Origin of the sequence: Rhizomicrobium sp. (assembly GCA_037200385.1) — a bacterium.
GTDB lineage: Bacteria > Pseudomonadota > Alphaproteobacteria > Micropepsales > Micropepsaceae > Rhizomicrobium.
Window position 1 is genome coordinate 673,778 of the sequence record JBBCGL010000001.1, and the last position, 26,905, is coordinate 700,682.

Consider the following 26,905-nt stretch of genomic DNA (forward strand, 5'->3'; position numbering starts at 1 on the left):
CGCAGCAAACGAGGTGGCCCATGTCTCGCATCGTGCGTTTCGCCGCGTCCGGCGGCCCTGAAGTCCTTGCGTTCGAAGACGTCGCGATTCCCGAAGCGGGGCCTGGCGAGGTCCGCATCCAGGTCAAGGCGATCGGCATCAACCGCGCCGAGGCGATGTTCCGCGAAGACGCCTATATCGAATCGCCGATCCTCCCGGCGCGGTTGGGCTACGAGGCCGCCGGCATCGTCGATTCCGTCGGCGAGGGCGTGACGGGGTTCGCGCCCGGCGACGCGGTCAACACCGTCCCGGCCTTCTCGATGAACAGCTACGGCATGTATGGCGAAGTCGTGCTCGCTCCGGTCCACGCGGTCGTCAAGCATCCGCCGTCGCTCTCCTATGCGGAGGCGGCCTCGATCTGGATGATGTTCGTCACCGCCTATGGCGCGCTGATCGAGGACGCCAAGCTCACGGCGGGCGACGTCGTCCTGATCCCTGCCGCCTCCAGCAGTGTCGGGCTGGCGGCGATCCAGCTGACCAACCTGGCCGGCGCGACGCCCATTGCCCTGACCCGCACCGGCGCCAAGCGCCAGCAACTGCTCGATGCCGGCGCACGGCACGTCATCGCGACCGAGGAACAGGATCTCGTGTCGGAGGTCCTGAAGCTCACCGGCGGCCAGGGCGCCCGCGTGATATTCGATCCGGTCGGCGGACCCAACTTCCTCAAGCTGATGGAGGTCCTGGCGTTCCGTGGGACCATCTATCTCTATGGAGCGCTGAGCCACCAAGCCACCCCGATTCCGGTCCTCGACTTCCTCGCCAAGATGCAGACCATCAAAGCCCATAACATCTGGCTGACCAGCGGCGACCCCGTCCGGCAGAAAGCGGCGGTCGATTACATCCTCGGGGGCCTCGCCAGCGGCCGTTTGAAACCCATCATCGACAAGATCTTCGCCTTCGACGAGATCGTCGAGGTTCATCGCTATCTCGAAGCCAACGGCCAGTTCGGGAAGATCGTCGTCACAGTCTGACGGCCGCCGCCATTGCGGAGCGTTTCCTGTCGTCTGAAGGGTCTGCTGCATGATGTTTTTCGTGTTCCTGGCGACGATTTCCGGCGCCGCGGCCCTTGTTCAGCAATTGGCGGGCCACGGCGTCGACCCTCCGGCAGCCATGCGCTGGGGCCTCAGCATCAGCCTGCTGTTCTTCGGGCTCGATCATCTGCGCACCCCGCAGCGCTATCTGCCGATGATGCCCAGCATCGTTCCGGCGCCTCGCGCCGTGGTGGCGCTGACCGGGCTGTGCGAACTGGCCGGCGCCGCCGGCCTGATGGTTTCGTTGCTGCGGCCGGCGGCGGGATGGGCCCTGGCGATCTATTTCGTCTGCGTCTTTCCCGCCAACATCAAGAATGCGGTCCACGGTCTTGACGTCCAGGGCTTGCCATCGGCGAGATCGTATTACTGGATCAGGCTGGCCTTGCAGCCATTGGCAGTCTGGTGGCCGCTATATGCGGCCGGCGTCACCACCTTGCCGTTCGGCTAGGCCGCAAACTGCGCAACGGCGCTCTTCCCGCGTCAGGCGGCCGTTGCGGCTGCGATCTGTGCCTTGGCCGTCTTCTCGACCTGCACATAGTCGGTCTTTCCCGTGCCCAGGACCGGGATGTCCTCCACCGCCAGGATGCGCCGCGGCACGGCCAGCTCGGCCACGCCGTGATTGTGCGCCCAGCCGACGAGATCGTGGCGGTTGGCGTCCTTGTTGGTGGTGACCAGCACGATCTGCTCGCCCTTGCGCCCGTCGGGCACGGCGATGGCGGCGTGGCTGTGGTCGGGCCACAGCGCCGAGGCGATGCTTTCGACCACCGCCAGCGATACCGTCTCGCCGCCGATCTTGGCAAAGCGCTTGAGGCGGCCCTTGATCGCGATGAAGCCTTCGTCGTCGATCGACACGACGTCGCCCGTGTCGTGCCATCCGCCGTCGGGCGGCTGGATCACGCCCGGCTGGTCGGCCTTGATATAGCCGAGCATGATGTTGGGCCCTTTGACGAACAGGCGGCCGGCATTTGGAATGCCCTCGACCGGCTCCAACCGTGCCGCCATGCCCTTCAGCAGCCGGCCCACCGTGCCCGGGCGGTTGGCCTCGGGCTGGTTCGCCGCGATCACCGGCGCCGCTTCCGTCACGCCATAGCCTTCGAGCAGCTCGATGGAATACTTCTTCCGCAGCAGGGCGCGCGTCTCGTCGCGCAGCCGCTCGGCGCCGCAGACCGCCAGGCGCAGCGAGTTCAGGTCGCCTTGGTCGCCGGCCCGGGCATATTGCGAGATGAAGGTATCGGTGGAGAGCAGGATCGTCGCGCCGGTCTTGCGGATGCGGCTGACGATCTCGCGCGGCTGCAGCGGCGTGGGATGGCACACCACCTTGATCCCGAGGAGCAGCGGCATCAGCGAGCCCACCGTCAGGCCGAAGCAGTGGAAGGTCGGCAGCGGATTGAACAGGATGTCGGTCTCGTAGAGCCCGATATGGTTGCGCACCTGTTCGACATTGGAGAGCAGGTTGGCATGGCTGAGCGCCACGCCTTTCGGCTCGCCCTCGGTGCCGGAGGTGAACAGGATGACCGCCGGCTTCGCATGCATCGCGTTGCTCGCGACCAGGCTGGGCAGGAAGGTGCCGACCGCGGCGAAGGCCTTGTCGATCAGCGAGAGCTTTTCGCGCACCTCTTCGAGATAGACGATCTTGTAGGTCTTCGAGAGGTCCTCGATCAGCGCCTCGAACTTGCCGAGCTCGACGAAGCGCCGCGCCGTGACGATCCGCTTGATCTTGGCCGTGGCGAGCGCGCTGCGCAGGCCCGCGGCGCCGCTGGTGAAGTTCAGCATCGCCGGCACCCGGCCATAGGCCGAGACCGCGAAGAAGGCGATCACCGCCCCGGCGCCGGTCGGCAGCAGGATGCCGACCGACTCGCCGGCCTTGGTGCCGCGCTTGAGCGCGTGACCCAGCGCCAGCGAGGCGCGGATGATCTCTTCATAGGTGAGGCTGCGCTCGTCGCCGTCGATCAGCGCCGCGCGATCGGCGCCGTAGCGCCCGCGGGCCTCGATCAGGGCATGGAACACCGGCTGCTGCCATCTCGACGCATCGAGACCGGCTGCGCTCTCTTCGCCGGACGCGGCGGCGATATTCGCGACGCTCAAATTTTCCACCCAGGATTTGTTGTTCGGATGCGAGCAGGTAAGCCCGCACCGGCCGGATTGCACCGGCACTCTCCCGATATATTACGAATTATTTGGGGCGTCGCCTCTTGAATGAGAGAGGGCAGGGACTACTTTCCTAAAGTGCCGGGCCTGGTGCAGGCAGGCCGAGACGTCAGCGGGCAGGACGGGCCGACCTCGGCGCCTGCATCCGGCAAATTTGAGCAAGTATCTGGCGGAGCGCCAAAAAAAGAGGATCTTGTCGGATTGAATTCAACAAATCAGTGCAGCCGGTCCACCCATTGCGACAAGCGCTGGGCAATCGCGTCCCGGACTTCGTCGGCGTTGATGGAAGAGAGCACACGGGAGACGTGGTCTCGCCATGGCCGCGTCTCGGCCCAGACCCGATCGGCCTGCGGCTCGACCGCGGACTGCAAAGGCTGCCAGACGTCTTCCCGCAAGCGCCGTGAATTGGCGAGCGCAATCCCGAGCGCCGCAAGGCCGGCGACGCCGACCAGCACGGCGATGCTGCGAACCGGCAATCCGCTCAGCAAGGAGCGCGAGGCGCGCTTGCGGCGGGCGGGTATGGAGGCCCGCGCGAGGGCCTTGTTGGCCGGACGGGCGGCTTTGCGGGTTGCCATGTGAATCTCCTTCGAGGCCTATGCAACGTACCATGGCAACAAAAGTTCAATTTTCCATGATTTCGCGCGCGCGACCCTTTATATCAGGCGGACCATGACCGTCGTCATCGACCGCACGAATCAAATCGCGCCGCGCCACCCGGAAAAGGCGCATCGCCCCGACACGGCCGTGCTGCGCAAGCCCGACTGGATCCGCGTAAAGGCGCCGGTGTCGAAGGAATATGCCGCGACGAGATCGATCGTGCGCGACCACGGCCTGCACACGGTCTGCGAGGAGGCGGCTTGCCCGAACATCGGCGAGTGCTGGACCCAGCGTCATGCCACCATGATGATCATGGGCGACACCTGTACCCGCGCCTGCGCCTTCTGCAACGTGAAGACCGGCCTGCCGTCACCGCTCGACGATGCCGAGCCGCAGAACGTCGCCGACGCGGTGGCGAAGCTCGGGCTCAAGCATGTCGTGATCACCTCGGTCGACCGCGACGACCTCGCCGACGGCGGGGCCGAGCATTTCGCGCGCGTGATCCGCGCCATCCGGGTCACCAGCCCAGGCACCACGATCGAGATCCTCACGCCGGACTTCCTGCGCAAGGACGGCGCGGTCGAGATCGTGATGGCGTCGCCGCCGGACGTCTTCAACCACAATCTCGAAACCGTGCCGCGGCTCTATCTGACCGTGCGTCCCGGCGCGCGCTATTTCGCCTCGCTCCGCCTGCTGCAGAAGGCCAAGGAACTGGCGCCGCAGGGGTTCACGAAGTCCGGCCTGATGGTCGGGCTGGGCGAGAGCCGCGAGGAGATCATGCAGGTGATGGACGACCTGCGCGCCGCGGGCGTCGACTTCCTCACCATCGGGCAATATCTCCAGCCGACCAGGAAGCATGCGGCGCTGCAGCGCTATTGGACGCCGGACGAATTCGCCGCGCTGGAGGCGACCGCCCGCGCCAAGGGCTTCGCGATGGTCTCCGCCTCGCCGCTGACCCGCAGTTCCTATCATGCCGACAGCGACTTCGCCGCGCTGAAGATCGCGCGCCTTTCAAAAGCGCGCGCGTGACGGTGTTCGCTCCGATTCGCCTTCCCCTTGCGGGGAGGTCGAAAAAACGCGATGCGATTTTTCGGGCCTGTCGCGCCGAAGCTCCGAAGGAGCGAAGGCGAATGGAGGTCTGCTGGTGACCACTCACACCGAAACACGGATTGTTCCGTACACGGTCGATCTGATGTACCGGGTCGTCGCCGACGTCGAGCAATACCCCAAATTCCTTCCCTGGGTCGTCGCACTGCGCGTGCTGAGCCGCGAACAGGAGGAAGGTCGCGACGTCCTTGCCGCCGAGATGGCGATCGGCTACGGCGCGTTGCGCGAGAAATATACCAGCCGCGTGATCCTCGATCCCGCCGCTCATACCATCGACGTGGCGCAGACCTCGGGTCCGTTCAAGCAACTCGAGAACCACTGGCGCTTCACGCCGGAGGGCGGACGCTGCCGTGTCGACTTCACGCTGGCATTCGAGTTCAAGAGCCGCGTCCTCAACGCCGTCGCCGGCGCCGCCTTCGGCAAGGTCTACATCAAGATGGCCGACGCCTTCGAAGCGCGGGCGAAGGCGCTGTCCGGGAGGCCGACCGAAGATCCTGGAACACCTGCCGGATGATGCGGTCATAGTCTTCCAGAGTCTCATACATCATCACATCTTGGCGATGCTGCGTCTGATGGATGGGGGTGCCGGCTCTCGCGACGGCTTTGACCGTCTTGTCTAGTGCCTCCGCGACTCCGAGTTCGTAATACGAGCTCGGTCTCTCGAAGGAAAGATCGGCGAGGACGGCGTCTGCAGCGACCAGCGGCGAGCTGATCGAGTGCGAGACGGCGTCGGCGGCGCCATAGCTGGGGATCGTGATGGCGACCTCCAGGTCAGCCGCCGCACGTTCGAGAATGTTCCGCTTCCTCGGCCAGTCGAGGTCCACTCCACGAGGCGCGATGACGAATATGTTCATCGGTCAAGGCCGGTCACAAGATGCGCGATATCGAGACGGCGAAGCCCAGGGCGCATAGCGCCACCAGGAGGAAGAATATCAGGAAGCTCATCGGTACGACGAATTCGGAAGCGGTCGACCCCAGCGCAAAGCCTCCCTTGTAGCGCTGTAGCGCTTTTTTCTGCTGAAGGAATTCCCACTCACGGGCAAACGGCTTGGACGATTTGACGCCCGCCGGATAGCCCGGGAAAACCACGCGGTCTGAGAGTTCGTCGAGGACGTCGAACTTGGCGCCATTGAGGTCCTTGTAGGCCTCGATCTGGCTGCTCCAGAAGCGGCAGAACACGATGCCAAGGAGGGAAATCACGACGATGATCGCGGCGGCTGTAAGCTCGACGTCCTGTCGCCCATGCGCCCAGGCGGCCGTGACTCCCAGCCCGGCGATCACAAGCGTGCAGAGCGACGAGTTGGTGCGTGCCAGCTCGATCCGCCGGTCGGTCACACGCTCCGTCGATTCGTACATCAGCTTGAATTCTTCGAACGGTATGGGATGTGTCGTGGGCTGTGTTCCGCTCGCACTCATCGATGCCCTCCGTCAGATCAGCCGGTGCAGCAGGTTTAGCGCCGCTTCACAGGTCTTCAGCCGCACCTCGGTCCGCCCGATGTCGCCGAAGCGCTGCTCTTCATGCAGGATCGAACGGCCTTCGCGGCAGGCCGAGATGTGCACCAGGCCGATGGGCTTCATCGGCGTGCCGCCGCCCGGGCCTGCGATGCCGGTGACGGCGACGGCGAGCTGCGCGTTGGAATTCTCGACCGCGCCTTCGGCCATCATCCGGGCCACCGCCTCGGAGACTTCGCCCATGTCGGCGATCAGATCGCCCGGCACGCCCAGCAGATCCTGCTTGGCGCGGTTGGTGTAGACGATGAAGCCGCGATCGAACACCGCGGACGAGCCGGGGATCTCCGTCAGCAGCCCGCCGATCAATCCGCCGGTGCAGCTCTCCGCCGTGGCGATGCGCAGCTTGGCGGCGCGGGCGTCGGCGATCACGACTTCGGCAAGACGGAGCAGGGGGGAGGAGAACATCGCGGGCCTTTCGCTGGGGCGGGTCAGACTAGGCCGCGCCAGCGCAGCACCGCAATGATCGCCGCCGCCAGGGCACCCGCGATCATGTCGTCGGTCATGATGCCCCAGCCGCGCGGCAGCTTCTCGCCCAGCGACACCGGCCACAGCTTGGTGATGTCGAGAAAGCGGAAGAGCACGAAGGCGAGGGTGAAGCCGAGCGGCGAGAGCGGCGCCGCGGCACAGGCGAGCCACTGCCCGGCCACTTCGTCGACGACGCATTCCGATGGATCGCTCTTTGCGGTTCGGGCTTCATAGATACCCGTCGCCCACACGCCGGCGGCGAAGGCGGCGCTGCTCGCGACCAGCAGCGCGGCGGGTCCGAGCGCCGACAGCATCAGCCAGGCAAAGGGTAAGGCGACAAGGCTGGCCACGGTGCCGGGCCCGTAACGGAAATGGCCGATGCCGAAGACGGTCGAGATCGCCCCGACGATCATCGCTCGACGACCGGGAAGACATACATGTTCGCGGGCGAGCCTTCGAGGCTGCCGCCGGCCGAGCGGTACAGCGCGTTGCCGGCCTCGTTGTCGAGCTCCGTCAGCACCCACATCTCGCGCCAGCCGCGCGCGATGGCGAGACGTTTCAGATGTTCGACCATGGCGCGGCCGACGCCCTTGCGCTGGTGCGCCTCGGCGACGTCGACCTCATAGAGCAGGAAGTCGGTGGCTTCGAAGCGGTGCAGGATATGGCCGTAGATGCGGCCCATCACGTCTCCGTCCTCGTCGAGGGCGGCCACCATCACGAAGGTCGGTTCGCGCAGCAACGCGGCGGCGCGCTGGAGCGCGGCTGCGCCCGGATAGAACAGATCCTCGGCCCGTTGCAGCAGCGCCTCGTCGCCGGGCTTGAGTTCGATCACCCGCATCACGGCAACCGGACCGTCGCCACGGCTTGCGCCGCCAGGCCCTCACGCCGGCCCTCGAAGCCGAGGCCTTCGGTCGTCGTCGCCTTCACGCTGACGCGCGACGGGTCGAGCTTGAGGATCTCGGCGATCCGCGTCCGCATCGCCTCGCGGTGCGGTCCCACTTTCGGCCGCTCGCAGATGATCGTGACATCGCAATGGACGATGGCGCCGCCCTTGGCGCCGACCAGCGACGCGGCATGGTCGAGGAATTTCCAGGACGGCGCGCCGCGCCAGCGCGCGTCGGTGGGCGGGAAATGCTGGCCGATATCGCCTTCACCGATCGCGCCGAGGATCGCGTCGGTCAGGGCATGCAGCCCGGCATCGGCATCGGAATGTCCCTCCAGCCCGTGGTCGTGCGGCACCTTCACGCCGCAGAGCCAGACATGGTCGCCGGCGGTGAAGCGGTGCACGTCGTAGCCCATGCCGGTGCGGCTCTCGCCGAGCCGGGCGCGCAGATGCTGTTCGGCCAAGGCAAAGTCCTCCGGCGCGGTGACCTTCATGTTGCTGTCTTCGCCCGGCACCGCCTCGACATGCAAGCCGGCCAGCTCGGCGAGCGCCATGTCGTCGGTCACGCTCTCGCGCGCAAAGTGGCGATGCGCCTCGAATATCTTCGGAAACGCGAAACCCTGCGGTGTCTGGGCGCGCAGCAAGCCATCGCGCGGTACCGTCACCCACTTGCCGCTTTCCCGCTTGCGCAGCGTGTCGGCGACGGGAAGCAGCGGCACGGCACCTTCCGTCCCGGCCTGCAGCGCGGCGATGACGGCGTCGATCAGCTTCGCGGACACCAAGGGGCGGGCCGCATCGTGGATCAGCACATAATCCGGCCGGCGATGCGCGAGCGCCTCCAGCCCGTGCATCACCGAATGCTGCCGCGTCGCGCCGCCGGCGAGCACCGGCAGAAGATCCAGGCCGGCGACGGTTTCCCGATAGAGCGCTTCGTCGTTCGGACCGATGGTGACCTGGATCGCGGTGACGGCCGGATGGCGGACGAAAGCTTCGAGCGTCCAGCGCAGGATCGGCTTGCCGAGCAAGGGCGCATATTGCTTGGGCACCGGCCCGCCGGCCCGTTCGCCTCTTCCGGCAGCAACGACAAGGACGGCGACCCCAGCCATGTTTTCTCCGCAGTTTGGCGGACTGGGTAGCACAATTGCACGACGCGGCAAGGCTACGCTGCGGCGCAACATAGGTGTTGCCTAGTTTGTAGACAGTGTCCTACCATGCCTATCCATTAGGCATGAGATGGCATGGAACGCGACAAGGCCGGACTGAAGGAAGGGGCAGCCACGGCAGCGATCGCCGGTGCCTTGCCCATGCCGTTGCTGATCGTCGGCCCGGAATTGCGTGTTCTCTTCGTCAATCCGGCGGCCGAGCAGTTCTTCGACAGCGGCGCGGGGCTACTGGTCCGCCAGAGCCTCAACGCGCTTGTCCCCTTCGGCAGCCCGCTGATCCAACTCGTCGCGCAGGCCCGCGAGCGCGGCGCCTCTGTGGGCGAGCGCAATGTCGATCTCACCACGCCGCGCTATGGCGAGCGGATCGCCGATGTCCTCGTCACGCCGCTTCCCGAACCCGAAGATTCGGTGGTCGTCATCCTGCAAGAGCGCAGCCTTGCGCAGCGGATCGACCGGCAGCTCCTGCATCGCGGCGCGGTGCGCTCGATGCACGGTATGGCGGCGGTGCTGGCGCATGAGATCAAGAATCCGCTGGCGGGCATCCGCGGCGCGGCGCAACTCCTCGAAGAAGCGCTGCCGCCGACCGAGCGCGACCTGACGCAGTTGATCTGCGACGAGACCGACCGCATCCGCGCCCTGATCGACCGCATGGAGTCGTTCGGCGACACGCGCGCCTTGCCGCGCACGCCGGTGAACATCCACGAAGTCCTGGACCGCGTGCGCAAGGTCGCCGAGACCAGCTTCGCCAAGGGTGTGACGATCATCGAGTCCTTCGATCCCTCGCTGCCGCCTGTGCTGGGCGATCGCGACCAGCTCATCCAGGTCTTCATGAATCTCGTCCGCAACGCGGCCGACGCGCTTCCCGAGACGGGCGGCGAGATCACCTTGACGACCGGCTACCGGCCCGGCGTCCGCTTCGGCGCCGCCGTCGCCGGCGAGCGCCTGAGCCTGCCGCTCGAGGTCACGGTGCGCGACAACGGCTCGGGCGTGCCGCCGGACCTGATGCCGAACATCTTCGATCCTTTCGTCACGACCAAGCCGCGCGGTTCGGGTCTCGGCCTGGCGCTGGTCGCCAAGATCGTCGGCGACCATGGGGGCGTCATCGAATGCGATTCCGCGCCGCGCCGAACCATTTTCCGCATCCTGCTGCCCAAGGCGGCGGGACCGAGCGAAGGAGGCTGATGTGCCCGCCGGCTTGATCCTTGTGTGCGACGACGATTCCGCGATCCGCACCGTGTTGAACCAGGCGCTGGGCCGCGCCGGCTATGACGTGCGCACGACGGGCACGGCGGCGGGGCTGTGGCGCTGGGTGGCCGCGGGCGACGGCAATCTCGTGATCACCGACGTCGTCCTGCCCGACGAGAACGGCTTCGACCTGATCCCGCGCATCAAGAAGATCCGTCCCGACCTGCCCGTCGTCGTGATGAGCGCGCAGAACACGATCCTCACCGCCATCACCGCGACGGAGCGCGGCGCGTTCGACTATCTTCCCAAGCCGTTCGATCTCAAGGAGCTCACCGCCGTCGTCCAGCGCGCCTTGGCGAGCCCGGGCACGCGGCGCGAGCCCCAGGAAGCCCGCAGCGAAGACCGCCTGCCGCTGATCGGCCGCTCCCCGGCGATGCAGGAGATCTACCGCGTCATCGCGCGGCTGACCCAGACCGACCTCACCGTGATGATCATGGGCGAGAGCGGCACCGGCAAGGAGCTGGTCGCGCGCGCCCTCCACGACTACGGCAAGCGCCGGCACGGGGCTTTCGTGGCCGTCAACATGGCGGCGATTCCAAAGGAGTTGGTCGAAAGCGAGCTCTTCGGTCATGAGCGCGGCGCCTTCACCGGCGCGACCAATCGCGGCGTCGGGCGCTTCGAGCAGGCCGAAGGCGGCACGCTGTTCCTCGACGAGATCGGCGATATGCCACTGGAGGCGCAAACCCGCCTGCTGCGCGTGCTGCAGCAGGGCGAGTACACGACGGTCGGCGGCCGCACGCCGATCAAGACCGATGTCCGCATCATCGCCGCCACCAATCGCGACCTGCGCCAGCTGATCCAGCAGGGCCTGTTCCGCGAGGACCTCTACTATCGTCTCAACGTCGTGCCGATGCGCCTGCCGCCGCTGCGCGAACGCGCCGAAGACGTGCCCGACCTGGTGCGCCACTTCCTGCACAAGGCGGAGGATGAGGGATTGCCGTCGAAGCGCCTCGAGCCGGAAGCGTTCGACATGCTCAAGCACTATCGCTGGCCGGGCAATGTGCGCGAGCTGGAGAACTTGATCCGCCGTCTGGCCGTGCTGCATTCGGGCGACACCATTCCGGCGACGGCGATCTCGGCCGAGCTGAAGGAACCGGCCCGCGCGATCGGTGCCGACGAGGGCGACGAGCCCGCGTCGCTGAGTGCCGCGGTGGAGCGGCATCTGACGAAATACTTCCTCGCCCAGGGCGAGAAGCTTCCGCCGCCGGGGCTCTATGATCGCATCCTGCAGGAGATCGAGCGGCCTTTGCTGTCGATCTGCCTGGCCGCGACCCGCGGCAACCAGATCCGCGCGGCGCACCTGCTGGGCCTGAACCGAAATACGCTGCGCAAAAAAATCCGGGATCTCGGGCTTGAGGTCATCCGGGGATTGCGAGCGGAGTAGGGCGCCCGCTTAACCGTGTTGCGGTATCGCAACGCAGCATTCTTGCAACATGCTGCCGCTTCGCTACACTATGTCGGATTGCCGAATGCCGCTAACGGTTTAGCGGTCGCAACGGAACCCTATGTCGACAGCGAACCTTGTTGCAGAACCGCCTCGCGGCGGTGTTCTGAATTGGATACGGGCAATTTCGCGCCCGTCGCTGCTTGCCTTCGGCGTCGGCATTCTCGCCGTGCTGGCGGGGATACTCACCTATGCCACCGTCACGGGCGCAGTACCGATCGCGCCGACGCCCGAGGTCCTGGACGGGCTGCTCGCGCTGAACCTGACGCTTGGCCTGGCCTTGGCCGGCCTCATTGCCTGGCGCATCGCCCGGCTGTGGCGCGCGCGCACGGCGGGCACTGCCGGAGCACGGCTGCATGTGCGTCTCGTCCTGATGTTCAGCGTCATCGCGGTGACGCCGGCCATTCTCGTCGCGATCTTCTCCACCGTGACGCTCAACCTCGGCATCGAGGCATGGTTCTCCGCCCGGGTGCAGGGCGCGATCGACAACTCCAAGAGCATTTCCTACCGCTACATGCTCGACAAGGGCACGGGCATCGCGAACGACGCGATCGAGATGATGATCGCGCTGGAGAGCGATCCGTCGCTGGTCGACGAGCGGCATCAGATGAAGGCTGGCCTGATGTTCGCCAAGCTCGCGGACATGGCGGAGAAGCGCGGCCTGCTGGGCTCGTTCATCATCGACAGCCACGGCAACTACAAGGGCAGCAACACCAACTTCAAATATTCCGCGACGAAGAAGCCGGGAGCCGGCGAGTTCGAATGGGCGCGCACCAACCCGTCGGCCATCACCTATGGCGATCCCAAGACCGGCGTCATGTATGCGCTGATCCGGATCTCGATCCTGAAGGATGCCTATCTGCTGGTGGCGCGACCGGTCGATCCGCAGGTCTACAGCTACTACAAGCTCACCAACGACACGGCCAACGAATACGATCGCCTCGGCCAGAACCTGGCGGAGGTCCAGCTCATCTTCGCGGCGCTTTACGGCGTGGTCTCGCTGGTCATCCTGCTCGCCGCCATTTGGCTCGGCCTGTGGGCGGCAAACCGCCTGGTGCGGCCGATCTCCGGCCTCATCACGGCGGCCGAGCGGGTCTCGGCGGGCGATCTGAAGGCGCAGGTCGAGGTCGAGCGCGACGATGACGAGATCGGGCTTCTGGGCCGGGCCTTCAACCGCATGACCTCGCAGCTCGACGCCCAGCGCACGGCGCTGGTCTCGGTGAACCGGCAAAACGACGAGCGCCGCCGCTTCACCGAGGCCGTGCTCGCGGGCGTGAGCGCCGGTGTGATCGGCCTCGATCATGACGGCACGATCACCATCGTCAACCGTGCCGCGGCGCGTCTTCTCAATGCCGCGCCGGAGGAGCTGGAAGGCCGCCACTATTCGGAATCGGTGCCCGAAATGGCCGCCATGATCCGCCGCGCCATCACCGAGCCGGTCGGGCGCGCCGGCGGCGAGGTCACCGTCAAGCGCGGCTCCACGACACGGGCGCTCAGCGTCCAGGTCTCCAGCGAACGCGGTTCCGACGGCAGCGGCTATGTCGCGACCTTCGACGACATCACGGACCTCGTTTCGGCCCAGCGCACCGCCGCCTGGGCGGACGTGGCGCGCCGCATCGCGCACGAGATCAAGAACCCCCTGACGCCGATCCAGCTCTCCGCCGAGCGGCTCAAGCGCAAATATGCGAGCGAGATCACGACCGATCCCGAGGTCTTTGCGCAATGCACCGACACCATCATCCGCCAGGTCGGCGACATCGGTCGCATGGTCGACGAGTTCTCCTCCTTCGCCCGCATGCCGACGCCGGTGATGCGGCGCGAGAATGCGCAGGAGCTGATCCAGCAGGCGGTGTTCCTGCAGCGCGTCGGCAATCCGCAGATCACCTATGAGACGCGGCTGCCCAAGAACCCGGTCTATGTCGAATGCGACGGCCGGCTGGTGGCGCAGGCCCTGACCAACGTGCTCAAGAACGCCGGCGAGGGCATCCAGGCCCGGCTCGGCAAGGGCGACGACACGCCCGGCCGCATCGTCATCGCACTGGAGCCCGGCGAGGACCGCGTCGTGTTCCGCATCACCGACAACGGCATCGGCCTGCCGCACGAGCATCGCGACCGGCTGACCGAACCCTATGTCACGACGCGCGCCAAGGGCACCGGCCTCGGCCTCGCGATCGTGCGCAAGATCCTGGAAGACCATGGCGGCGAGTTGCTGCTGCAGGATGCCGGCCAGGACGGCCACGAGCACGGCGAAAGCCAGCATGGCGCGGAGGTCGTGATGATCTTCCCGCCGAAACAGAAAAGCCTGAAAGCCAAGGGACCATCGGATGAGCAAGAACGGATCGCAGATCGCGTCTGAAATCCTGATCGTCGACGACGAGGAGGACATCCGCGACCTGATCGCGGGCATCCTCCGCGACGAGGGGTATGAGACGCGCGTCGCCGGCGACAGCGACAGTGCGCTCAACGCCGTGCGCGTGCGCCGGCCGCATCTCGTCGTGCTCGACATCTGGCTGCAGGGCAGCAAGCTCGACGGCATCCAGGTGCTCGACACCTTGAAGCGCGAGCAGCCCGACCTGCCGGTGGTGATGATCTCCGGCCACGGGACGATCGAGACCGCGGTCGCCTCCATCAAGAAGGGCGCTTACGACTTCATCGAGAAACCCTTCAAGGCGGACCGCCTGATCCACGTCGTCGGCCGCGCCCTGGAGGCCTCGCGCCTGCGCCGCGAAGTGCAGGAGCTGAAGCTCAAGACCGGCGACGATTCGGAGATGGTCGGGCAATCCTCGGCGATCAGCCAGGTGCGCCAAGCGGTCGACAAGATCGCCCCGACCAACAGCCGCATCTTCGTCACCGGCCCGTCGGGCTCGGGCAAGGAGGTCGTCGCGCGGCTGATCCATTCCCGTTCGCGCCGCGCCGGCAACGCGTTCGTCGCGATCAACTGCGCCACCATGGCGCCGTCGCGCATCGAAGCGGAGCTGTTCGGCGTCGAGGCGGGCGAGAACGGCGCGCGCAAGACCGGCATGTTCGAGCTGGCGCATAACGGCACGCTCTACCTCGACGAAGTCGCGGACATGCCGCTGGAGACGCAAGGCAAGATCCTGCGCGTGCTGGTGGACCAGACCTTCACCCGGGTCGGCGGCACGATGCGGGTGCAGGTCGATGCGCGGGTGATCTGCTCGACGACCAAGGATCTGCGGGCCGAGATCGCTGCCGGCAAGTTCCGCGAGGATCTCTACCACCGGCTCAACGTCGTGCCGGTGCGGGTGCCCTCGCTGGCCGAGCGGCGGGACGACATCCCCGCGCTGGTGTCGCATTTCATGAAGCGCCTGTCGGCGACGTCGGGCCTCGCGATGCGCGAGATCGGCGACGACGCCATGGCGGTGCTGCAATCGCATAGCTGGCCGGGCAATGTCCGCCAGCTGCGCAACATCGTGGAGCGTCTCCTGATCCTGGCGACCGACGACGCGGCACAGGTGATCTCGGCCGACCTCCTGCCGGCGGACCTCGGCTCGAGCGCGCCTTGGGGCGGCGGGGGAGGGCGGGGCGACCTCGTCATCTCGCTGCCGTTGCGCGAGGCCCGCGAGATCTTCGAGCGCGACTACCTGGTGGCGCAGATCAATCGCTTCGGCGGCAACATCTCGCGCACCGCGGCGTTCATCGGCATGGAGCGCTCCGCGCTGCACCGGAAACTCAAATCCCTCGGCGTCGGCCCCAACGGGCGGGAGCAGGGCTTCAACGCGTGAGGCATTCGTGAGCAAGGGCTGGAACGGCCGCGCCCCGGCCGGGCGGATCGCCTATGTCGACGGCCGCTATGAACCGCATGGCCGGGCGCATGTGCATATCGAGGATCGCGGGCTGCAGCTCGGCGACGCCGTCTATGAAGTGTGCGGCATCGCGCACGGCGTGCTGATGGACGTGGCGGAGCATCTCGACAGGCTCGAGCGCTCGCTGCGCGAACTCGAGATCGCGATGCCGATGCCGCGGAACGCGCTCGAGCTCGTGATGCGGGAGCTCGTCCGCCGCAATCGCGTTCGCGATGGCTTGCTCTATCTCCAGGTGAGCCGTGGCATCGCCAGGCGCGATCATCCGATCCCGAGCGTGCCCGTGCGCCCGAGCCTGATCCTCACCGCCCGCAGCATCTCCATGGTCGATCTCGAGAAGCGCCAGCGCGACGGCGTCGCGGTGATCTCGCGGCCCGACGAGCGCTGGGGGCGGGTGGACATCAAGACGGTCCAATTGCTCCCGAACCTCCTGGCCAAGACCGCCGCCCGGCGCGCCGGCGCTTATGAGGCGTGGCTGGTGGACGACGACGGTTTCGTGACCGAAGGCAGCTCGACCAATGCCTGGATCGTCGATGCCGCCGGCCAGCTCCGGACCCGCGGGCTCGGCAACGACATCCTCCCCGGCGTGACCCGCCGGGTCATCCTGGAAGCGGCTGCGACATCGCAGCTCGAGGTCACGGAACTTCGATTTGCTTTGGCCGACGCGTTGGCGGCGCGCGAGGCCTTCATATCCTCCGCCACCGGCGTGGTCCCCGTCACCACAATCGACGGAAAGCGCGTTGGGGATGGTAAACCGGGGCCGGTGACCCGAAGGGTCCAGGAACTTTATTTCCTGACGTCCTCACAGCGCGCCGCAAAAACAGGCAGCTAAGCCCTTTCGCAAACGCAGCAATGCAGCCTATGCTACGGAAAGTGCTTCGCAGGGGCGCGCGGCACAGTCATCTCTTGGATTCCCCGATGAGCGAAAAACAACAAAATCTGCAAGACACCTTTCTCAATGCAGTTCGCAAGAGCAAATCGGCCGTTACCATCTTTCTGGTCAACGGCGTAAAGCTTCAGGGGAACATCACGTGGTTCGACAATTTCTGCGTTCTCCTGCGCCGGGACGGCCAGGCGCAGCTCGTCTACAAGCACGCGATCTCGACCGTCATGCCGCTGGGTCCGATCCAGCTGCAGGAAGAAACGGCGATCGAGAAGGAAAACGCGTAGTCCGCAAGGCTCCCGCCAAGGCCGGCTATGACGGCGTGCGCGATCTCGTGCGCACCGCGGTCGTCGTCCATGTCGAACCCAAGGCGCGCGCCGCCGGCGCAAGGCTGGACCGCGACGCCGAGGCACGGCTCGAGGAAGCGATCGGCCTGACGGCGGCGATCGGGCTCGAGGTCATCGCGAGCCATATCGTGCCGCTGGTGCGGCCGACGCCCGCGACGCTGATCGGCAGCGGCAAGGTCGCGGAGATCGGCGGCGAGGCGAAGGCGCTGGAGCCGACGGTCATCATCGTCAACGCGCAGCTTTCGCCGGTCCAGCAACGCAACCTGGAAAAGGCCTGGGCGACCAAGGTGCTCGACCGCACGGCGCTGATCCTCGAAATCTTCGGCGAGCGGGCCCGCACGCATGAGGGCCGGCTGCAGGTCGAGCTGGCGCATTTGAGCTATCAGCGCTCGCGGCTGGTGCGGTCCTGGACCCATCTGGAACGGCAGAGGGGCGGCTTCGGCTTCCTCGGCGGTCCCGGCGAGTCGCAGATCGAGACCGACCGGCGCCTGATCGGCGACCGCGTCGCGCGGATCAAGAAGGAACTCGAAAGCGTCAAGCGGACCCGAGGCCTGCAACGCCAGGCCCGGAAGAGGGTGCCTTACCCGGTGATCGCGCTGGTCGGCTACACCAATGCCGGCAAGTCGACCCTGTTCAACACGCTGACCGACGCCGAGGTCTTGGCCAAGGACCTGCTGTTCGCGACTCTCGATCCGACGATGCGCGGCCTCAAGCTGCCGCATGGGACACGGGCCGTGCTGTCCGACACGGTGGGCTTCATCGCCGACCTGCCAACCGAGCTGGTCGCCGCCTTCCGCGCCACGCTGGAGGAGGTCCTGGAAGCCGATGTCATCGTTCACGTCCGTGACGCGTCCCATACGGAAAGTTCTGCCCAAAAAGCCGACGTGCTCAAAGTGCTGGCGGATCTCGGCGTCGACACCGAGGGGCGGCCGTTCATCGAGGTCCTCAACAAGATCGACCGGATTGAACCGGAGGTCCGCGCCGGGCTGCTGGCCGGCAACGAAAGGCCGAACGGTCCGGTCGCGGTCTCCGCGCTGGCCGGTGACGGATTAAGCCAGCTTTTGCGCCGTTTCGAGACCGAGTTGACGCATGCCAACATTCAATATCGCCTAATGCTGCCGCATGCCGACGGCGAGGGCCTCGCTTGGGTCTATCGCCACGCGCAGGTCCTGGGGCGGGAAGACCAGGCAAAAGGCGTCGCGCTGACGCTGGCGATCGATCCCCGGGATGTGGAGCGATTCTCGCAACGCTTCACAGACAAGAACTTTGTTCCAGCAAGCGGTTAGCAGGACCTGTTCATAAACCTGTGGACGGATCTGTGGGTCTGAGAGCTGCTTTCGCTCCGAGCCACAGATCCTCCAGCTCGGCCAGGGTCGCGTCTTTAGGGCCGCGGCCCTGGGCGGCGAGACGTGCCTCGATCCAGGCGAAGCGGCGGGTGACCTTGGAATTCGTCATGCGAAGAGCGGCTTCCGGGTCGACCTTGAGGTGCCTGGCCAGATTGGCGATCACGAAGAGCAGGTCGCCGAACTCGCCTTCGATCTCGGACTGGGAGGCGCCGGCGGCTTGCGCCTCGACGATCTCCCGGGCTTCCTCCGTCACCTTGTCGATCACGCGTTCCGGAGAATTCCAATCGAATCCGACGCTTGAAAGACGTTTCTGAAGTTTGTCGGCACGGGCCAGGGCGGGCAGGGCGAGGGGAACGCCGTCCAGCACGCCGGCCTGGCCCTTGGCGCCACGCTCGGCGGCCTTGAGCGCCTCCCAGGTATCCTTCTGGGCGTGAGCGTCCTGCTCGGCCGCGGTGTCGCCGAAGACATGGGGATGGCGGCGGATCATCTTGCCGGTGATCGCCTCGACCACATCGCCGAAGGCGAACAGGCCGCGCTCCTCGGCGATCCGCGCGTGGTAGACGACCTGGAGGAGCAGGTCGCCTAGCTCGTCCTTGAGCTCCGGCCAGTTCTTGTCCTCGATCGCAGCGGAGACCTCGTAAGCCTCCTCGATGGTGTAGGGCGCAATGGTCTCGAAGGTCTGATCGCGGTCCCATGGGCAGCCGGCGACGGGATCGCGCAGCCGGCGCAGGATCTCGACAAGGTCCGCGACATCGCGGCTGGGCTCGGGCTTGGTCATGCCTGATTGATAGCGCATCGATCCGGCCGGCGGGGCTCGGGCGGGCCGCTATGCACAGGCGCAGCATCATCCATTATACGTATAAGTAATATTATGGGAAATCATAGATCGATGGCCGGGACCGTCTGCCGATAATGTGTCGACCATGTCCCCGAACACCTGTCGGCTATGTCTCCGGACCGAACAATTCGCGGGCCATGACACGTGTCTGTGGAGCACCGTTCTAAGCCGACACCGTCATCCCGTCATAGGCCGGCTCGACGCCGTCGGGCAGTTCGGCCTTCAGGGTCTCGTAGTCGAGATCGACATGCATGTCGGTCAGGATGGCGCGCCGCGGCTTGACCTGGGCGATCCATTCCAGAGTCCGGCCGAGGTGGGCGTGGCTCGGATGCGGCGTGTAGCGCAGCGCGTCGACGATCCAGGTGTCGACGCCAGCCAGGGCTTCGAAGGCTGCGTCGTCCAGGCCGTCGACGTCCGGCGAGTATGCAATGGGGCCGAAGCGGAAGCCGAGCGAGCGGATCCGGCCATGGCGCTGGCCGAAGGCGCGCACGGGCAGGTCGCCCCCTGCCCCGGCGATCGCGAACGACGCAAAAGGCTCGGGCAGCGTGTGGGCATTGAGGATCGGCGGATAGTCGCTGCCTTGCGGCTGGGTGAAACAGTAGCCGAAGCGCTGCATCACGCCGACGAAGCTCTGGGCGTCGGAATAGACGTCCAGGCGGCGGCGCTGGAGCAAGGCGAGCTGGCGCAGGTCGTCGAGGCCGTGGAGCTGGTCGGCGTGGTCGTGGGTGATGAGCACGCCGTCGAGCCTGGCCACCCGCGCGTCGACGAGCTGGTCCTTCATGTCGGGCGACGTGTCGACCAGCGCGACGGTCTCGCCGCCGGCCGCGATGCGCTTGATCAGCAGCGAGCAGCGGCGGCGGCGGTTCTTCGGGTTGGCCGGATCGCAGGCGCCCCAGAAACCCGCGCCATCCGTGCCGCCGATGCGCGGCACGCCGCCGGAGGAGCCGCAGCCGAGGATGACGGCGTGGAATTTCTCCTCTGTCATGGGCGGCCTTGATCCGCCCATCCATCCGGCGCGTGCCGGCGCGCCGAAGTGAGTCCTTTGCGCCCGCAGGCGCGGCCACGATGGATGGCCGGGTCAAGCCCGGCCATGACGGTGTTGGAACCAGGCGGCACACTCACCGCGGTCGCTCCACTTTCGTGAAGAGGCGGAAGAAGTTTTCCGTGGTGGCCGACGCAAGCTCTTCGGCGCTCACGCTTTTGAGGGTCGCCAGCATCGCGGCGGTGTGGGTCACGAAAGCGGGCTCGTTGCGCTTGCCGCGATGGGGCATGGGCGCGAGGAAGGGGGCGTCGGTCTCGACCAGCAGGCGGTCGAGCGGCACGCCTTTCAGCACCGCGCGCAGTTCCTCCGACTTCTTGAAAGTCGCGATGCCGGAGACCGAGATGGACAGGCCCAGGTCGAGCGACGCTTCCGCCAGGCGCCGCGTCCCCGTGAAGCAATGGATCAGGCCGGTGAAGGGCGCGGCCGCCATCTCCTCCTGCAGCACGCCGATCGTGTCGTCGTCGGCGTCGCGGGTGTGGACGATGACGGGCAAGCCGGTCGCGCGCGCCGCCTGGATATGGGCGCGGAAATTCGCGATCTGCTGCGGACGGGGGCTGTGCTCGTAGTAGTAGTCGAGACCGGTCTCGCCGATGCCCACGACCTTGGGATGCGCCGCGGCGTCGATCAGGACCTGCGGGCCGTCGAGCAGCTCGCCTTCCGCCTCGTGCGGATGCACGCCGACCGAGCACCAGACGTCATCGAAACGCTCGGCGACCGCGCGGACGTTCGGAAAATTCGTGAGCTTGGTCCCGATGCTGACGCAAACCCGTACGCCGGCATCGCGGGCGCGCGCGACCACGGCATCGAGCTCGGGCGCGAATTCGGGGAAATCGAGATGGCAATGGCTGTCGACGAGCATGTGCCGGAGTTAGCGCGGAATGGACAGGGAGGCAAACGCCGCCGCCCTGCCCGCGTTCCGCAGGCGAGGCGACCGCCTATTCGGCGGTTTCCTCTTCGCCCTCTTCCTCATTCTCGTTGAGCGAGAAGACAGGCGCGCTCTGGCCCGGCTGCGGCACGAAGGGCTGGTCGCCCTGTGCGTTGCCGCGCGGCTGGCCGTTGTTCTGCTGCTGCGCGGCCTGCTGCTGCTGGTATTGCGCGAGCTGCGCCTGCTGTGCCGCCATGATGCGATAATAGTGCTCGGCGTGCTGGAGATAGTTCTCCGCCATCACCCGGTCGCCGCTGGCATTCGCATCGCGCGCGAGCTGAAGATACTTCTCGTACACATTCGCGGCCGAGCCGCGGATCTTCACTTCCGGTCCCGAGGAATCGAAGGTGCGGTTCGGATTGTGTCCACCGCCGCCGCCGCCACCACCACCGCCATTGTTGTTGGAGTGGCCGCCGCCTGCGTGTTGCGGCCTGCGGCCGCCTCTACGTGATCGTTTCAAACTATGCCCCTAATAAGAGGACGAACATCGCTTCACCGCGCGCGATGCATGCGCTTTAGCCCTTTGGGGCCGCGCAATTGGGCTGCCGCAGCAATGCAGGGCTCGTCTTTCGTTTTGCACAAGAACCGCGGACTTGCCGCTCCGGCCCCCCTCGGTCCGTATGACCGATTGCCGGCAGGGTCCCTATGTCCCCACGGGGCCGGAAACTAGCGACTTGCCCCCGACATTCCAACTGTTTTCTCAGGCGCGGAACTTGGGCGTTCCACAACGATACAGCGCGGGATTCCCGCCAAATCGGGCTCAATAACGGGAACTTGCAGCTCCGCCGCGCGTAGGAACCCGGTGACCGCGTCACCCTGCCCCTGGCCGATCTCGACGAATGCGACGCCGCCGGGCCTCAACAGGCGGGCGATTCGGGGCGCCAGGGCGCGGTAGGCGTCGAGGCCGTCGGGTCCGCCATCGAGCGCCTGATGCGGTTCGTAGCGGGCAACTTCGGGCTCAAGGCCTGCGATGTCGCGCGACGGGATATAGGGCGGATTGGAGAGGATGACGTCGAAGCCGGGACTGGCCTCCTCGGGCCAGGCGGTCTCGATCAGCGTCGCGCGCTCCTTCAGGCGGTGAGTCGCGAGATTGCGGGTCGCCCAATAGAGCGCGTCCGGCGAGGCGTCGATGCCGACGCCATGCGCATTGGGATATTCCTTGAGCGCGGCGATCAGGAGGCAGCCGGAGCCGGTGCCCAGATCGATCAGCGAGAGCGGCGTGGTCCGGTCCGGAATCCGCCGGGTGAGCGATTCGATCAGCGTCTCGGTGTCGGGACGCGGGATCAGGACGCCGGGACCCACCGCGAAAGCCAGGCTCCAGAACTCCTTGGCGCCGGTGATGTAGGCAAGCGGCTCGCGCGAAGCCCGGCGGGCGACCAGGCGCTCGAACAGCGCGGCGTCCCGGGGGCGCGAGAACTCCCATAGCAGGCGCGCATCGAGCCGTGCCGTTCCGACGCCGGCCTCGCGCAGGCGCTGCGCCGCATCGCCGACCGGATCGCTCACGCTTCGGAGTCCAGGGCGGCGAGGCGGTCGGCCTGGTCCTGCGCCACCAGCGCGTCGACGATCTCGCCCAGATCGTCGCCCGAGATGATCTTGTCCAGCTTGTAGAGCGTCAGGTTGATGCGGTGGTCGGTGACGCGGCCTTGCGGGAAATTGTAGGTGCGGATGCGCTCGGACCGATCGCCGGAGCCGACCAGCGATTTGCGCTCCGACGCCCGGGCGCTGTCGACGCGTTCGCGCTCGATCTCGTAGAGTTTGGCTTTCAGCAGCTTCATCGCATGCGCCTTGTTCTTGTGCTGCGACTTCTCGGTCTGCTGCGCGACCGCGATGCCGGTCGGCAGATGGGTGATGCGGACTGCCGATTCGGTCTTGTTGACGTGCTGGCCGCCGGCGCCCTGGGCGCGATAGACATCGATCCGCAGGTCCTTGTCGTTGATGACGATGTCGACGTCCTCGGCCTCGGGCAGCACCGCGACGGTGGCGGCGGAGGTGTGGATGCGCCCCTGCGTCTCGGTCACCGGCACACGCTGCACCCGGTGCACGCCGCTTTCGAATTTGAGCTTGGCGTAGACCCCCTGCCCGGTCACGTCCATCACCGCGTCCTTGATGCCGCCGAGATCGCTGTCGGTGCGCGACATGACCTCGGTCTTCCAGCCTTGCAGCGCGCAATAGCGCGTGTACATCGCGAGCAGGTCGTCGGCGAACAGCGCCGCCTCGTCGCCGCCGGTGCCGGCGCGGATCTCGAGGATGGCGGAGGACGCGTCGGCGGCGTCCTTGGGCAGGAGCTGTATCTGCAGGTCGTGCTCGAGCGTTTCGACGCGCTGTTTCAGTTCGGCGCGCTCTTCCTCCGCGAGACCGCGCATTTCGGTGTCCGTGGCGGGATCGGCGATCATCGTCTCGGCGCCCTGAAGCTGCTCCTGCGCCTTGCGGTAGTCGCGCACGACGTCGATCACCGGGCTGAGTTCCGCATGCTCCTTGGAAAGCTTGACGAAGCCGGCACCGCCTTCGCCCGAGGCAAGCTGCGCCTCGATCGCATGGAAGCGGTCGAGCAGGCGTTCGAGCTTGGCTGTGGGAATCATGGATATCGGCGCCTGTACGAATGAGACCGCATCCGGCGAGGTGCGGACGCGGCATACGGGCACTCGGCTATCACGTCGCGCCAGCGCCTCTCAAGGGTTTCGAGCCCGGTGCGCCCTCCGGTCAGCGCGGCAAGCGCCTTTGGCGTGCCGGATGAGGCGGTTTCGCCGCAATTGCGGGCTGCCCGGGACGCCTCCGGTAGCCTATGAGAAGGTTGTCGTAGGCGTAAACGGCGATCAGATGGACCAAGGCCAGGTAGGGCGCGTACACGACGAGCGGGTAGGCCGAGGCGATGAAGGCGGGCGTCGCTTTGCTGACGTCGGGGCGCTGAGCCACGGCATATAGAAGCAGCACGACGAGCGAAACGAGACTGATCGCAGAGAATGTCCATGCCCGGCGAAATTCTACGGTGCGCGCTGTGCGGACGCGAATGAGCGAGGCCATGTGCTCGTGCGCGTCTTCGAGGTCGTCCCGCGAGGACCAGTGCACCCAAATGACCTTGAGGCACAGCAGAATCGCATACGCGGCGTAGCAAACACCGAGCGTGATATACTGCGCGGCGACGATGTCGAGATGCAGCTTGTCCAGTATGACGGCATAGGCGGCGACGAGTATCCCCGTCATCTGGATCAGCGAGTTCGTCTTGTTGTCCAGCACATCCAGATTGCCGTACATGTGGTCGAACAGCCGGCGCTGCAGTTCGTGGGGCTCGGTCGCGCCTTTGGCCTCCGAATGCCGCTGCGGCTCGCGAGGCTCGGCAGCATCCTTGGCGTCGAGCAGCTGCTTCCACGCCGCGATGTATTCATCGACTTCATCATCGTCGAGCGGAAGGCTGCGCTTAATAAGGAGCTTCAGTCGGCCCCGATGTCCTCGTTCCAAATTCGAGGATATTTTTGCTGGAATGTCCGCATCAGATCGATGCATCGCGAGTCACCCAGAATAACGACCTCCACGCCGCGCGAGCGAAGAAAGTCCTCATTGCCGCCGAAGGTGACATTCTCGCCAATGACGACGCGGGGAATGCCGAACTGCACGATCGTGCCGGAGCACATCATACAGGGGCTAAGCGTCGTGTAAATGGCGGTATCCTTGTAGGTCCGCTGGCGTCCGGCATTTCGAATGCAGTCCATTTCGCCATGCGCGATTGCGTCGCCGAGCTGGACGCGCTGATTGTGGCCGTGCCCGATGACATCTCCGGCCCGTACGAGAACCGAACCTATGGGGATACCGCCTTGATCGAAGCTCGCCCGCGCTTCCTGCAGCGCCAGGTCGAGGAAATCGCCGTCGCTCACGGCAATCCTGCCATGGTCACTGCGCCGGCTCGAGCGCCGGTTCGGCGTTGCCGCGGGCGGCTTCGATCTCGGCGGCCTTCTTCTCGCAGAGCTCGACGACGTGCTCGACCAGCTTCTCGTTGTCGAGGCGGTAGGCCGGCTTGCCGTTGAGATAGATCTGACCGTGCCCCTTGCCGGCGCCGCCGCCGGTGAAGGCGAGATCGGTCTCGCGCGCCTCGCCCGGGCCGTTCACGACGCAGCCGATGATCGAGAGCGACATCGGCGTCGCGATGTGCTTGAGGCGGTCCTCGAGCGTCTTGACCGTCTCGATGACGTTGAAGCCCTGGCGGGCGCAGCTCGGGCACGAGACGATGTTCACGCCGCGATGGCGCAGGTTCAGGCTCTTGAGGATGTCGAAGCCGACGCGGACTTCCTCGACCGGATCGGCGGAGAGCGAGACGCGGATGGTGTCGCCGATGCCGCTCCACAGCAGCATGCCCATGCCGATGGAGGATTTCACCGTTCCGGAGATCATGCCGCCCGCTTCGGTGATGCCCAGATGGATCGGGCAGTCGACGGCGTCGGCAAGCTGCTGGTACGCCGCGACGGCGAGGAAGGCGTCCGACGCCTTCACCGAGATCTTGTATTCGCGGAAATCGAGGTCGTCCAAAATCTTGGCATGGTTCAGCGCGCTCTCGACCATCGCCTCGGGGCACGGCTCGCCGTATTTCTCGAGCAGCTCCTTCTCGAGGGAGCCGGCGTTGACGCCGATGCGCATCGAGCAGCCATGGTCCTTGGCGGCCTGGACGACTTCCTTCACCCGCGCGGCCGAGCCGATATTGCCCGGATTGATGCGCAGGCAGGCGGCGCCGGCGACGGCGGCCTCGATGGCGCGCTTGTAGTGGAAGTGGATGTCGGCGACGACCGGGATGTTGGCGGCGCGGGTGATCGCGCGCATCGCCTTGGTCGCGTCCTCGTCGGGGCACGAGACGCGCACGATGTCGGCGCCGGCCTCTTCGATGGCGCGGATCTGGTCGATGGTGGCGCGCGCGTCGCCGGTGACGGTGTTGGTCATGGTCTGCACGCTGATCGGGGCGTCGCCGCCGACCGGCACCTTGCCGACCATGATCTGGCGGGACTTGCGACGATGGATGTCGCGATAGGCGCGTACGCTCATTGTGCCGGACCTCCGTTTTGCCGGTCGACGATGGACTGCGGATCGAGCGACAGGGCTTCGACCACGCCGGGATCCTTGCCCGCGAAGCCCTTCGATTCGCCGTCGAGATCGACCTCGACCGCATTGGCGTTGGCCGCTGTCAGCGCAAGGCCGACCACATTGGGCACCTGATAGGTGTCGCCCGGCTGCAGCGTGCGGTTGATATAGACCATGCCGTCTTCGCCCTGGACGAGGACGCGTGTCGTCTGGTGGACGCGCAGCACCACGCGGGCGCCGCGATTGTTCTGGCCGTAAATCTTGCCCGGCGGGAGCGGCGCCGCAACGGCCGGTACGGGCGGCGCACCGGTTGCGGGGCTGGCGGCGGCCGGAGCCTGCTGGCCCGCGACGCCCTGGGGCGCGGGGCTGGCCGGCGGCGTGGTGGGCTGTGCCGGCGGTGCCATGGCCGGCGGCGGCACCCGCGCCACCACCGGCTTGGGTGCGACCTGCTCCGGCGGGGCCGCCACGGGCGCGGACAGCATCGCACTGGAGGAGAGGACGTAATAGGCGCCATACGCCATCAGGGCGACGACGACGGCGGCGATGATCTTCCAGCCTTGCGGCAGGCGACGCTGATCGTCCTCGTCGATGACGGTCACCGGCTGGGCGACGTCGGCATCGGAGCGGCCAGCGATTTCGGCCTTGAAGCGTTCCAGGCACTGTGCCGTGTCGAGACCGAGATAATCGGCATAGGAGCGGACGAACCCGACGGCGTAGGTGCGGCCGGGCAGCACGTCGAGGCGGTCTTCCTCGATCGCCTCCAGATGATCCTTGCGGATTTTCAGGTGTTTCGACACGGTCGCCAGGTCGTCGCCCCGGCGCAGCCTTGCGGCGCGCAGATCCTGGCCGACGGTCTCCAGCGGCGTATCGCTGTCGCCGGAGATTTCGCGCAGATGGATGCGGCGAGTCTTGATATTGCCGCCGTCGTCCACGGTGAGGCGTGTCACTTTGGTCATCCGGGCAACCAATATCCGCTGCGCCGCACACCTGCCAGCCAAATCTTTGAGA

The 26,905-nt window shown here is 66.4% G+C and carries 28 protein-coding genes; 11 read left to right on the forward strand and 17 right to left on the reverse strand.

Going from position 1 to position 26,905, the window contains the following annotated elements:
- The first annotated feature begins 20 nt into the window (after nt 1–20).
- Both WDM91_03105 and WDM91_03110 read left to right on the forward strand, forming a co-directional pair.
- Nucleotides 21–1,010, forward strand: coding sequence for a zinc-dependent alcohol dehydrogenase family protein (locus WDM91_03105; GenBank protein ID MEI9993559.1), 990 nt, complete (start codon nt 21–23; stop codon nt 1,008–1,010).
- Between the two features lie 49 nt (nt 1,011–1,059).
- Entirely contained in the window at nt 1,060–1,518 is a 459-nt protein-coding gene (locus tag WDM91_03110) for a hypothetical protein (protein MEI9993560.1), read from the forward strand.
- Nucleotides 1,519–1,550: 32 nt separating this feature from the next.
- Here the strand turns inward: WDM91_03110 and WDM91_03115 are convergent, their stop codons facing one another.
- Complete coding sequence (locus WDM91_03115) at nt 1,551–3,155, reverse strand: AMP-binding protein (protein MEI9993561.1); 1,605 nt, start codon at nt 3,153–3,155, stop codon at nt 1,551–1,553.
- A gap of 278 nt (nt 3,156–3,433) precedes the next feature.
- Nucleotides 3,434–3,793 (reverse strand): hypothetical protein, encoded by a 360-nt coding sequence (locus WDM91_03120; GenBank protein MEI9993562.1) that lies wholly within the window; start codon nt 3,791–3,793, stop codon nt 3,434–3,436.
- A 94-nt stretch (nt 3,794–3,887) separates the two neighbouring features.
- Here WDM91_03120 and lipA point away from each other — a divergent pair, with 94 nt between their 5' ends.
- Together lipA and WDM91_03130 are read left to right on the forward strand one after the other, a co-directional pair.
- On the forward strand, nt 3,888–4,844 hold the full coding sequence (lipA, locus tag WDM91_03125; protein ID MEI9993563.1) for a lipoyl synthase: 957 nt from the start codon (nt 3,888–3,890) through the stop codon (nt 4,842–4,844).
- 115 nt (nt 4,845–4,959) lie between these two features.
- Nucleotides 4,960–5,436, forward strand: a complete 477-nt coding sequence (locus tag WDM91_03130) for a type II toxin-antitoxin system RatA family toxin (protein MEI9993564.1) — start codon at nt 4,960–4,962, stop codon at nt 5,434–5,436.
- A gap of 353 nt (nt 5,437–5,789) precedes the next feature.
- Here WDM91_03130 and WDM91_03135 read toward each other — a convergent pair whose 3' ends face one another.
- From WDM91_03135 to WDM91_03155, 5 genes are read right to left on the reverse strand one after another with little or no spacing between them, the layout of a single operon-like run.
- The gene (locus WDM91_03135) at nt 5,790–6,338 is read right to left on the reverse strand and encodes a hypothetical protein (protein ID MEI9993565.1); all 549 of its coding nucleotides are present in this window, start codon (nt 6,336–6,338) and stop codon (nt 5,790–5,792) included.
- A gap of 12 nt (nt 6,339–6,350) precedes the next feature.
- Nucleotides 6,351–6,839, reverse strand: a complete 489-nt coding sequence (locus WDM91_03140) for a CinA family protein (GenBank protein ID MEI9993566.1) — start codon at nt 6,837–6,839, stop codon at nt 6,351–6,353.
- 23 nt (nt 6,840–6,862) lie between these two features.
- The gene (locus WDM91_03145; protein ID MEI9993567.1) at nt 6,863–7,312 is read right to left on the reverse strand and encodes a phosphatidylglycerophosphatase A; all 450 of its coding nucleotides are present in this window, start codon (nt 7,310–7,312) and stop codon (nt 6,863–6,865) included.
- Nucleotides 7,309–7,737: a GNAT family N-acetyltransferase gene (locus tag WDM91_03150; protein MEI9993568.1), complete on the reverse strand. Its 429-nt coding sequence runs from the start codon at nt 7,735–7,737 to the stop codon at nt 7,309–7,311. Before WDM91_03150 ends, WDM91_03145 begins: the two co-directional genes overlap by 4 nt.
- Nucleotides 7,737–8,888 carry a bifunctional 2-C-methyl-D-erythritol 4-phosphate cytidylyltransferase/2-C-methyl-D-erythritol 2,4-cyclodiphosphate synthase gene (locus tag WDM91_03155; protein MEI9993569.1) on the reverse strand — a complete coding sequence of 384 codons (1,152 nt, stop codon included), beginning with the start codon at nt 8,886–8,888 and terminating at the stop codon, nt 7,737–7,739. The genes WDM91_03150 and WDM91_03155 overlap by 1 nt, the downstream gene beginning before the upstream one ends.
- Nucleotides 8,889–9,020: 132 nt before the next feature.
- Between WDM91_03155 and WDM91_03160 the strand changes: the two genes are divergently transcribed.
- From WDM91_03160 to hflX, 7 genes are all read left to right on the forward strand, one after another.
- Nucleotides 9,021–10,127 (forward strand): ATP-binding protein, encoded by a 1,107-nt coding sequence (locus WDM91_03160; protein MEI9993570.1) that lies wholly within the window; start codon nt 9,021–9,023, stop codon nt 10,125–10,127.
- On the forward strand, nt 10,036–11,574 hold the full coding sequence (gene ntrC, locus WDM91_03165) for a nitrogen regulation protein NR(I) (protein ID MEI9993571.1): 1,539 nt from the start codon (nt 10,036–10,038) through the stop codon (nt 11,572–11,574). The genes WDM91_03160 and ntrC overlap by 92 nt, the downstream gene beginning before the upstream one ends.
- A gap of 121 nt (nt 11,575–11,695) precedes the next feature.
- The gene (locus WDM91_03170; GenBank protein ID MEI9993572.1) at nt 11,696–13,990 is read left to right on the forward strand and encodes a PAS domain-containing sensor histidine kinase; all 2,295 of its coding nucleotides are present in this window, start codon (nt 11,696–11,698) and stop codon (nt 13,988–13,990) included.
- Nucleotides 13,959–15,377 (forward strand): sigma-54 dependent transcriptional regulator, encoded by a 1,419-nt coding sequence (locus WDM91_03175; protein MEI9993573.1) that lies wholly within the window; start codon nt 13,959–13,961, stop codon nt 15,375–15,377. The genes WDM91_03170 and WDM91_03175 overlap by 32 nt, the downstream gene beginning before the upstream one ends.
- Before the next feature lie 7 nt (nt 15,378–15,384).
- Nucleotides 15,385–16,287 (forward strand): D-amino-acid transaminase, encoded by a 903-nt coding sequence (locus WDM91_03180; GenBank protein ID MEI9993574.1) that lies wholly within the window; start codon nt 15,385–15,387, stop codon nt 16,285–16,287.
- 86 nt (nt 16,288–16,373) lie between these two features.
- A complete protein-coding gene (hfq, locus tag WDM91_03185; protein MEI9993575.1) occupies nt 16,374–16,625 on the forward strand; it encodes an RNA chaperone Hfq in 252 nt (83 codons plus the stop codon).
- A 35-nt stretch (nt 16,626–16,660) separates the two neighbouring features.
- Entirely contained in the window at nt 16,661–17,971 is a 1,311-nt protein-coding gene (gene hflX / locus WDM91_03190) for a GTPase HflX (GenBank protein ID MEI9993576.1), read from the forward strand.
- A gap of 10 nt (nt 17,972–17,981) precedes the next feature.
- Here the strand turns inward: hflX and mazG are convergent, their stop codons facing one another.
- The 10 genes from mazG to WDM91_03240 all read right to left on the reverse strand — a co-directional run bounded on the left by mazG (nt 17,982) and on the right by WDM91_03240 (nt 26,853).
- Nucleotides 17,982–18,809: a nucleoside triphosphate pyrophosphohydrolase gene (mazG, locus tag WDM91_03195; protein ID MEI9993577.1), complete on the reverse strand. Its 828-nt coding sequence runs from the start codon at nt 18,807–18,809 to the stop codon at nt 17,982–17,984.
- A 223-nt stretch (nt 18,810–19,032) separates the two neighbouring features.
- Nucleotides 19,033–19,854, reverse strand: coding sequence for an MBL fold metallo-hydrolase (locus WDM91_03200; GenBank protein ID MEI9993578.1), 822 nt, complete (start codon nt 19,852–19,854; stop codon nt 19,033–19,035).
- A gap of 133 nt (nt 19,855–19,987) precedes the next feature.
- Entirely contained in the window at nt 19,988–20,770 is a 783-nt protein-coding gene (locus tag WDM91_03205; GenBank protein ID MEI9993579.1) for a TatD family hydrolase, read from the reverse strand.
- 76 nt (nt 20,771–20,846) lie between these two features.
- The gene (locus tag WDM91_03210) at nt 20,847–21,296 is read right to left on the reverse strand and encodes a DUF4167 domain-containing protein (protein MEI9993580.1); all 450 of its coding nucleotides are present in this window, start codon (nt 21,294–21,296) and stop codon (nt 20,847–20,849) included.
- 206 nt (nt 21,297–21,502) lie between these two features.
- The gene (gene prmC / locus WDM91_03215; protein MEI9993581.1) at nt 21,503–22,339 is read right to left on the reverse strand and encodes a peptide chain release factor N(5)-glutamine methyltransferase; all 837 of its coding nucleotides are present in this window, start codon (nt 22,337–22,339) and stop codon (nt 21,503–21,505) included.
- A complete protein-coding gene (gene prfA, locus WDM91_03220; protein ID MEI9993582.1) occupies nt 22,336–23,415 on the reverse strand; it encodes a peptide chain release factor 1 in 1,080 nt (359 codons plus the stop codon). Before prfA ends, prmC begins: the two co-directional genes overlap by 4 nt.
- A 121-nt stretch (nt 23,416–23,536) precedes the next feature.
- Nucleotides 23,537–24,292 (reverse strand): hypothetical protein, encoded by a 756-nt coding sequence (locus tag WDM91_03225; protein ID MEI9993583.1) that lies wholly within the window; start codon nt 24,290–24,292, stop codon nt 23,537–23,539.
- Nucleotides 24,265–24,705, reverse strand: a complete 441-nt coding sequence (locus WDM91_03230) for a nucleoside deaminase (protein ID MEI9993584.1) — start codon at nt 24,703–24,705, stop codon at nt 24,265–24,267. Before WDM91_03230 ends, WDM91_03225 begins: the two co-directional genes overlap by 28 nt.
- A 16-nt stretch (nt 24,706–24,721) precedes the next feature.
- Nucleotides 24,722–25,861: a flavodoxin-dependent (E)-4-hydroxy-3-methylbut-2-enyl-diphosphate synthase gene (ispG, locus tag WDM91_03235; GenBank protein MEI9993585.1), complete on the reverse strand. Its 1,140-nt coding sequence runs from the start codon at nt 25,859–25,861 to the stop codon at nt 24,722–24,724.
- Complete coding sequence (locus tag WDM91_03240) at nt 25,858–26,853, reverse strand: RodZ domain-containing protein (GenBank protein ID MEI9993586.1); 996 nt, start codon at nt 26,851–26,853, stop codon at nt 25,858–25,860. Before WDM91_03240 ends, ispG begins: the two co-directional genes overlap by 4 nt.
- Nucleotides 26,854–26,905: the final 52 nt, after the last annotated feature.

Coding starts and splice junctions, on each gene's coding strand:
- WDM91_03105 (MEI9993559.1), top strand. CDS start 21: ATGTCTCGCATCGTGCGTTTCGCCGCGTCCGGCGGCCCTGAAGTCCTT.
- WDM91_03110 (MEI9993560.1), top strand. CDS start 1,060: ATGATGTTTTTCGTGTTCCTGGCGACGATTTCCGGCGCCGCGGCCCTT.
- WDM91_03120 (MEI9993562.1), bottom strand. CDS start 3,793: ATGGCAACCCGCAAAGCCGCCCGTCCGGCCAACAAGGCCCTCGCGCGG.
- lipA (MEI9993563.1), top strand. CDS start 3,888: ATGACCGTCGTCATCGACCGCACGAATCAAATCGCGCCGCGCCACCCG.
- WDM91_03135 (MEI9993565.1), bottom strand. CDS start 6,338: ATGAGTGCGAGCGGAACACAGCCCACGACACATCCCATACCGTTCGAA.
- WDM91_03140 (MEI9993566.1), bottom strand. CDS start 6,839: ATGTTCTCCTCCCCCCTGCTCCGTCTTGCCGAAGTCGTGATCGCCGAC.
- WDM91_03145 (MEI9993567.1), bottom strand. CDS start 7,312: ATGATCGTCGGGGCGATCTCGACCGTCTTCGGCATCGGCCATTTCCGT.
- WDM91_03150 (MEI9993568.1), bottom strand. CDS start 7,737: ATGCGGGTGATCGAACTCAAGCCCGGCGACGAGGCGCTGCTGCAACGG.
- WDM91_03155 (MEI9993569.1), bottom strand. CDS start 8,888: ATGGCTGGGGTCGCCGTCCTTGTCGTTGCTGCCGGAAGAGGCGAACGG.
- WDM91_03160 (MEI9993570.1), top strand. CDS start 9,021: ATGGAACGCGACAAGGCCGGACTGAAGGAAGGGGCAGCCACGGCAGCG.
- ntrC (MEI9993571.1), top strand. CDS start 10,036: ATGGGGGCGTCATCGAATGCGATTCCGCGCCGCGCCGAACCATTTTCC.
- WDM91_03170 (MEI9993572.1), top strand. CDS start 11,696: ATGTCGACAGCGAACCTTGTTGCAGAACCGCCTCGCGGCGGTGTTCTG.
- WDM91_03175 (MEI9993573.1), top strand. CDS start 13,959: ATGAGCAAGAACGGATCGCAGATCGCGTCTGAAATCCTGATCGTCGAC.
- hfq (MEI9993575.1), top strand. CDS start 16,374: ATGAGCGAAAAACAACAAAATCTGCAAGACACCTTTCTCAATGCAGTT.
- mazG (MEI9993577.1), bottom strand. CDS start 18,809: ATGACCAAGCCCGAGCCCAGCCGCGATGTCGCGGACCTTGTCGAGATC.
- WDM91_03200 (MEI9993578.1), bottom strand. CDS start 19,854: ATGACAGAGGAGAAATTCCACGCCGTCATCCTCGGCTGCGGCTCCTCC.
- WDM91_03205 (MEI9993579.1), bottom strand. CDS start 20,770: ATGCTCGTCGACAGCCATTGCCATCTCGATTTCCCCGAATTCGCGCCC.
- prfA (MEI9993582.1), bottom strand. CDS start 23,415: ATGATTCCCACAGCCAAGCTCGAACGCCTGCTCGACCGCTTCCATGCG.
- ispG (MEI9993585.1), bottom strand. CDS start 25,861: ATGAGCGTACGCGCCTATCGCGACATCCATCGTCGCAAGTCCCGCCAG.
- WDM91_03240 (MEI9993586.1), bottom strand. CDS start 26,853: ATGACCAAAGTGACACGCCTCACCGTGGACGACGGCGGCAATATCAAG.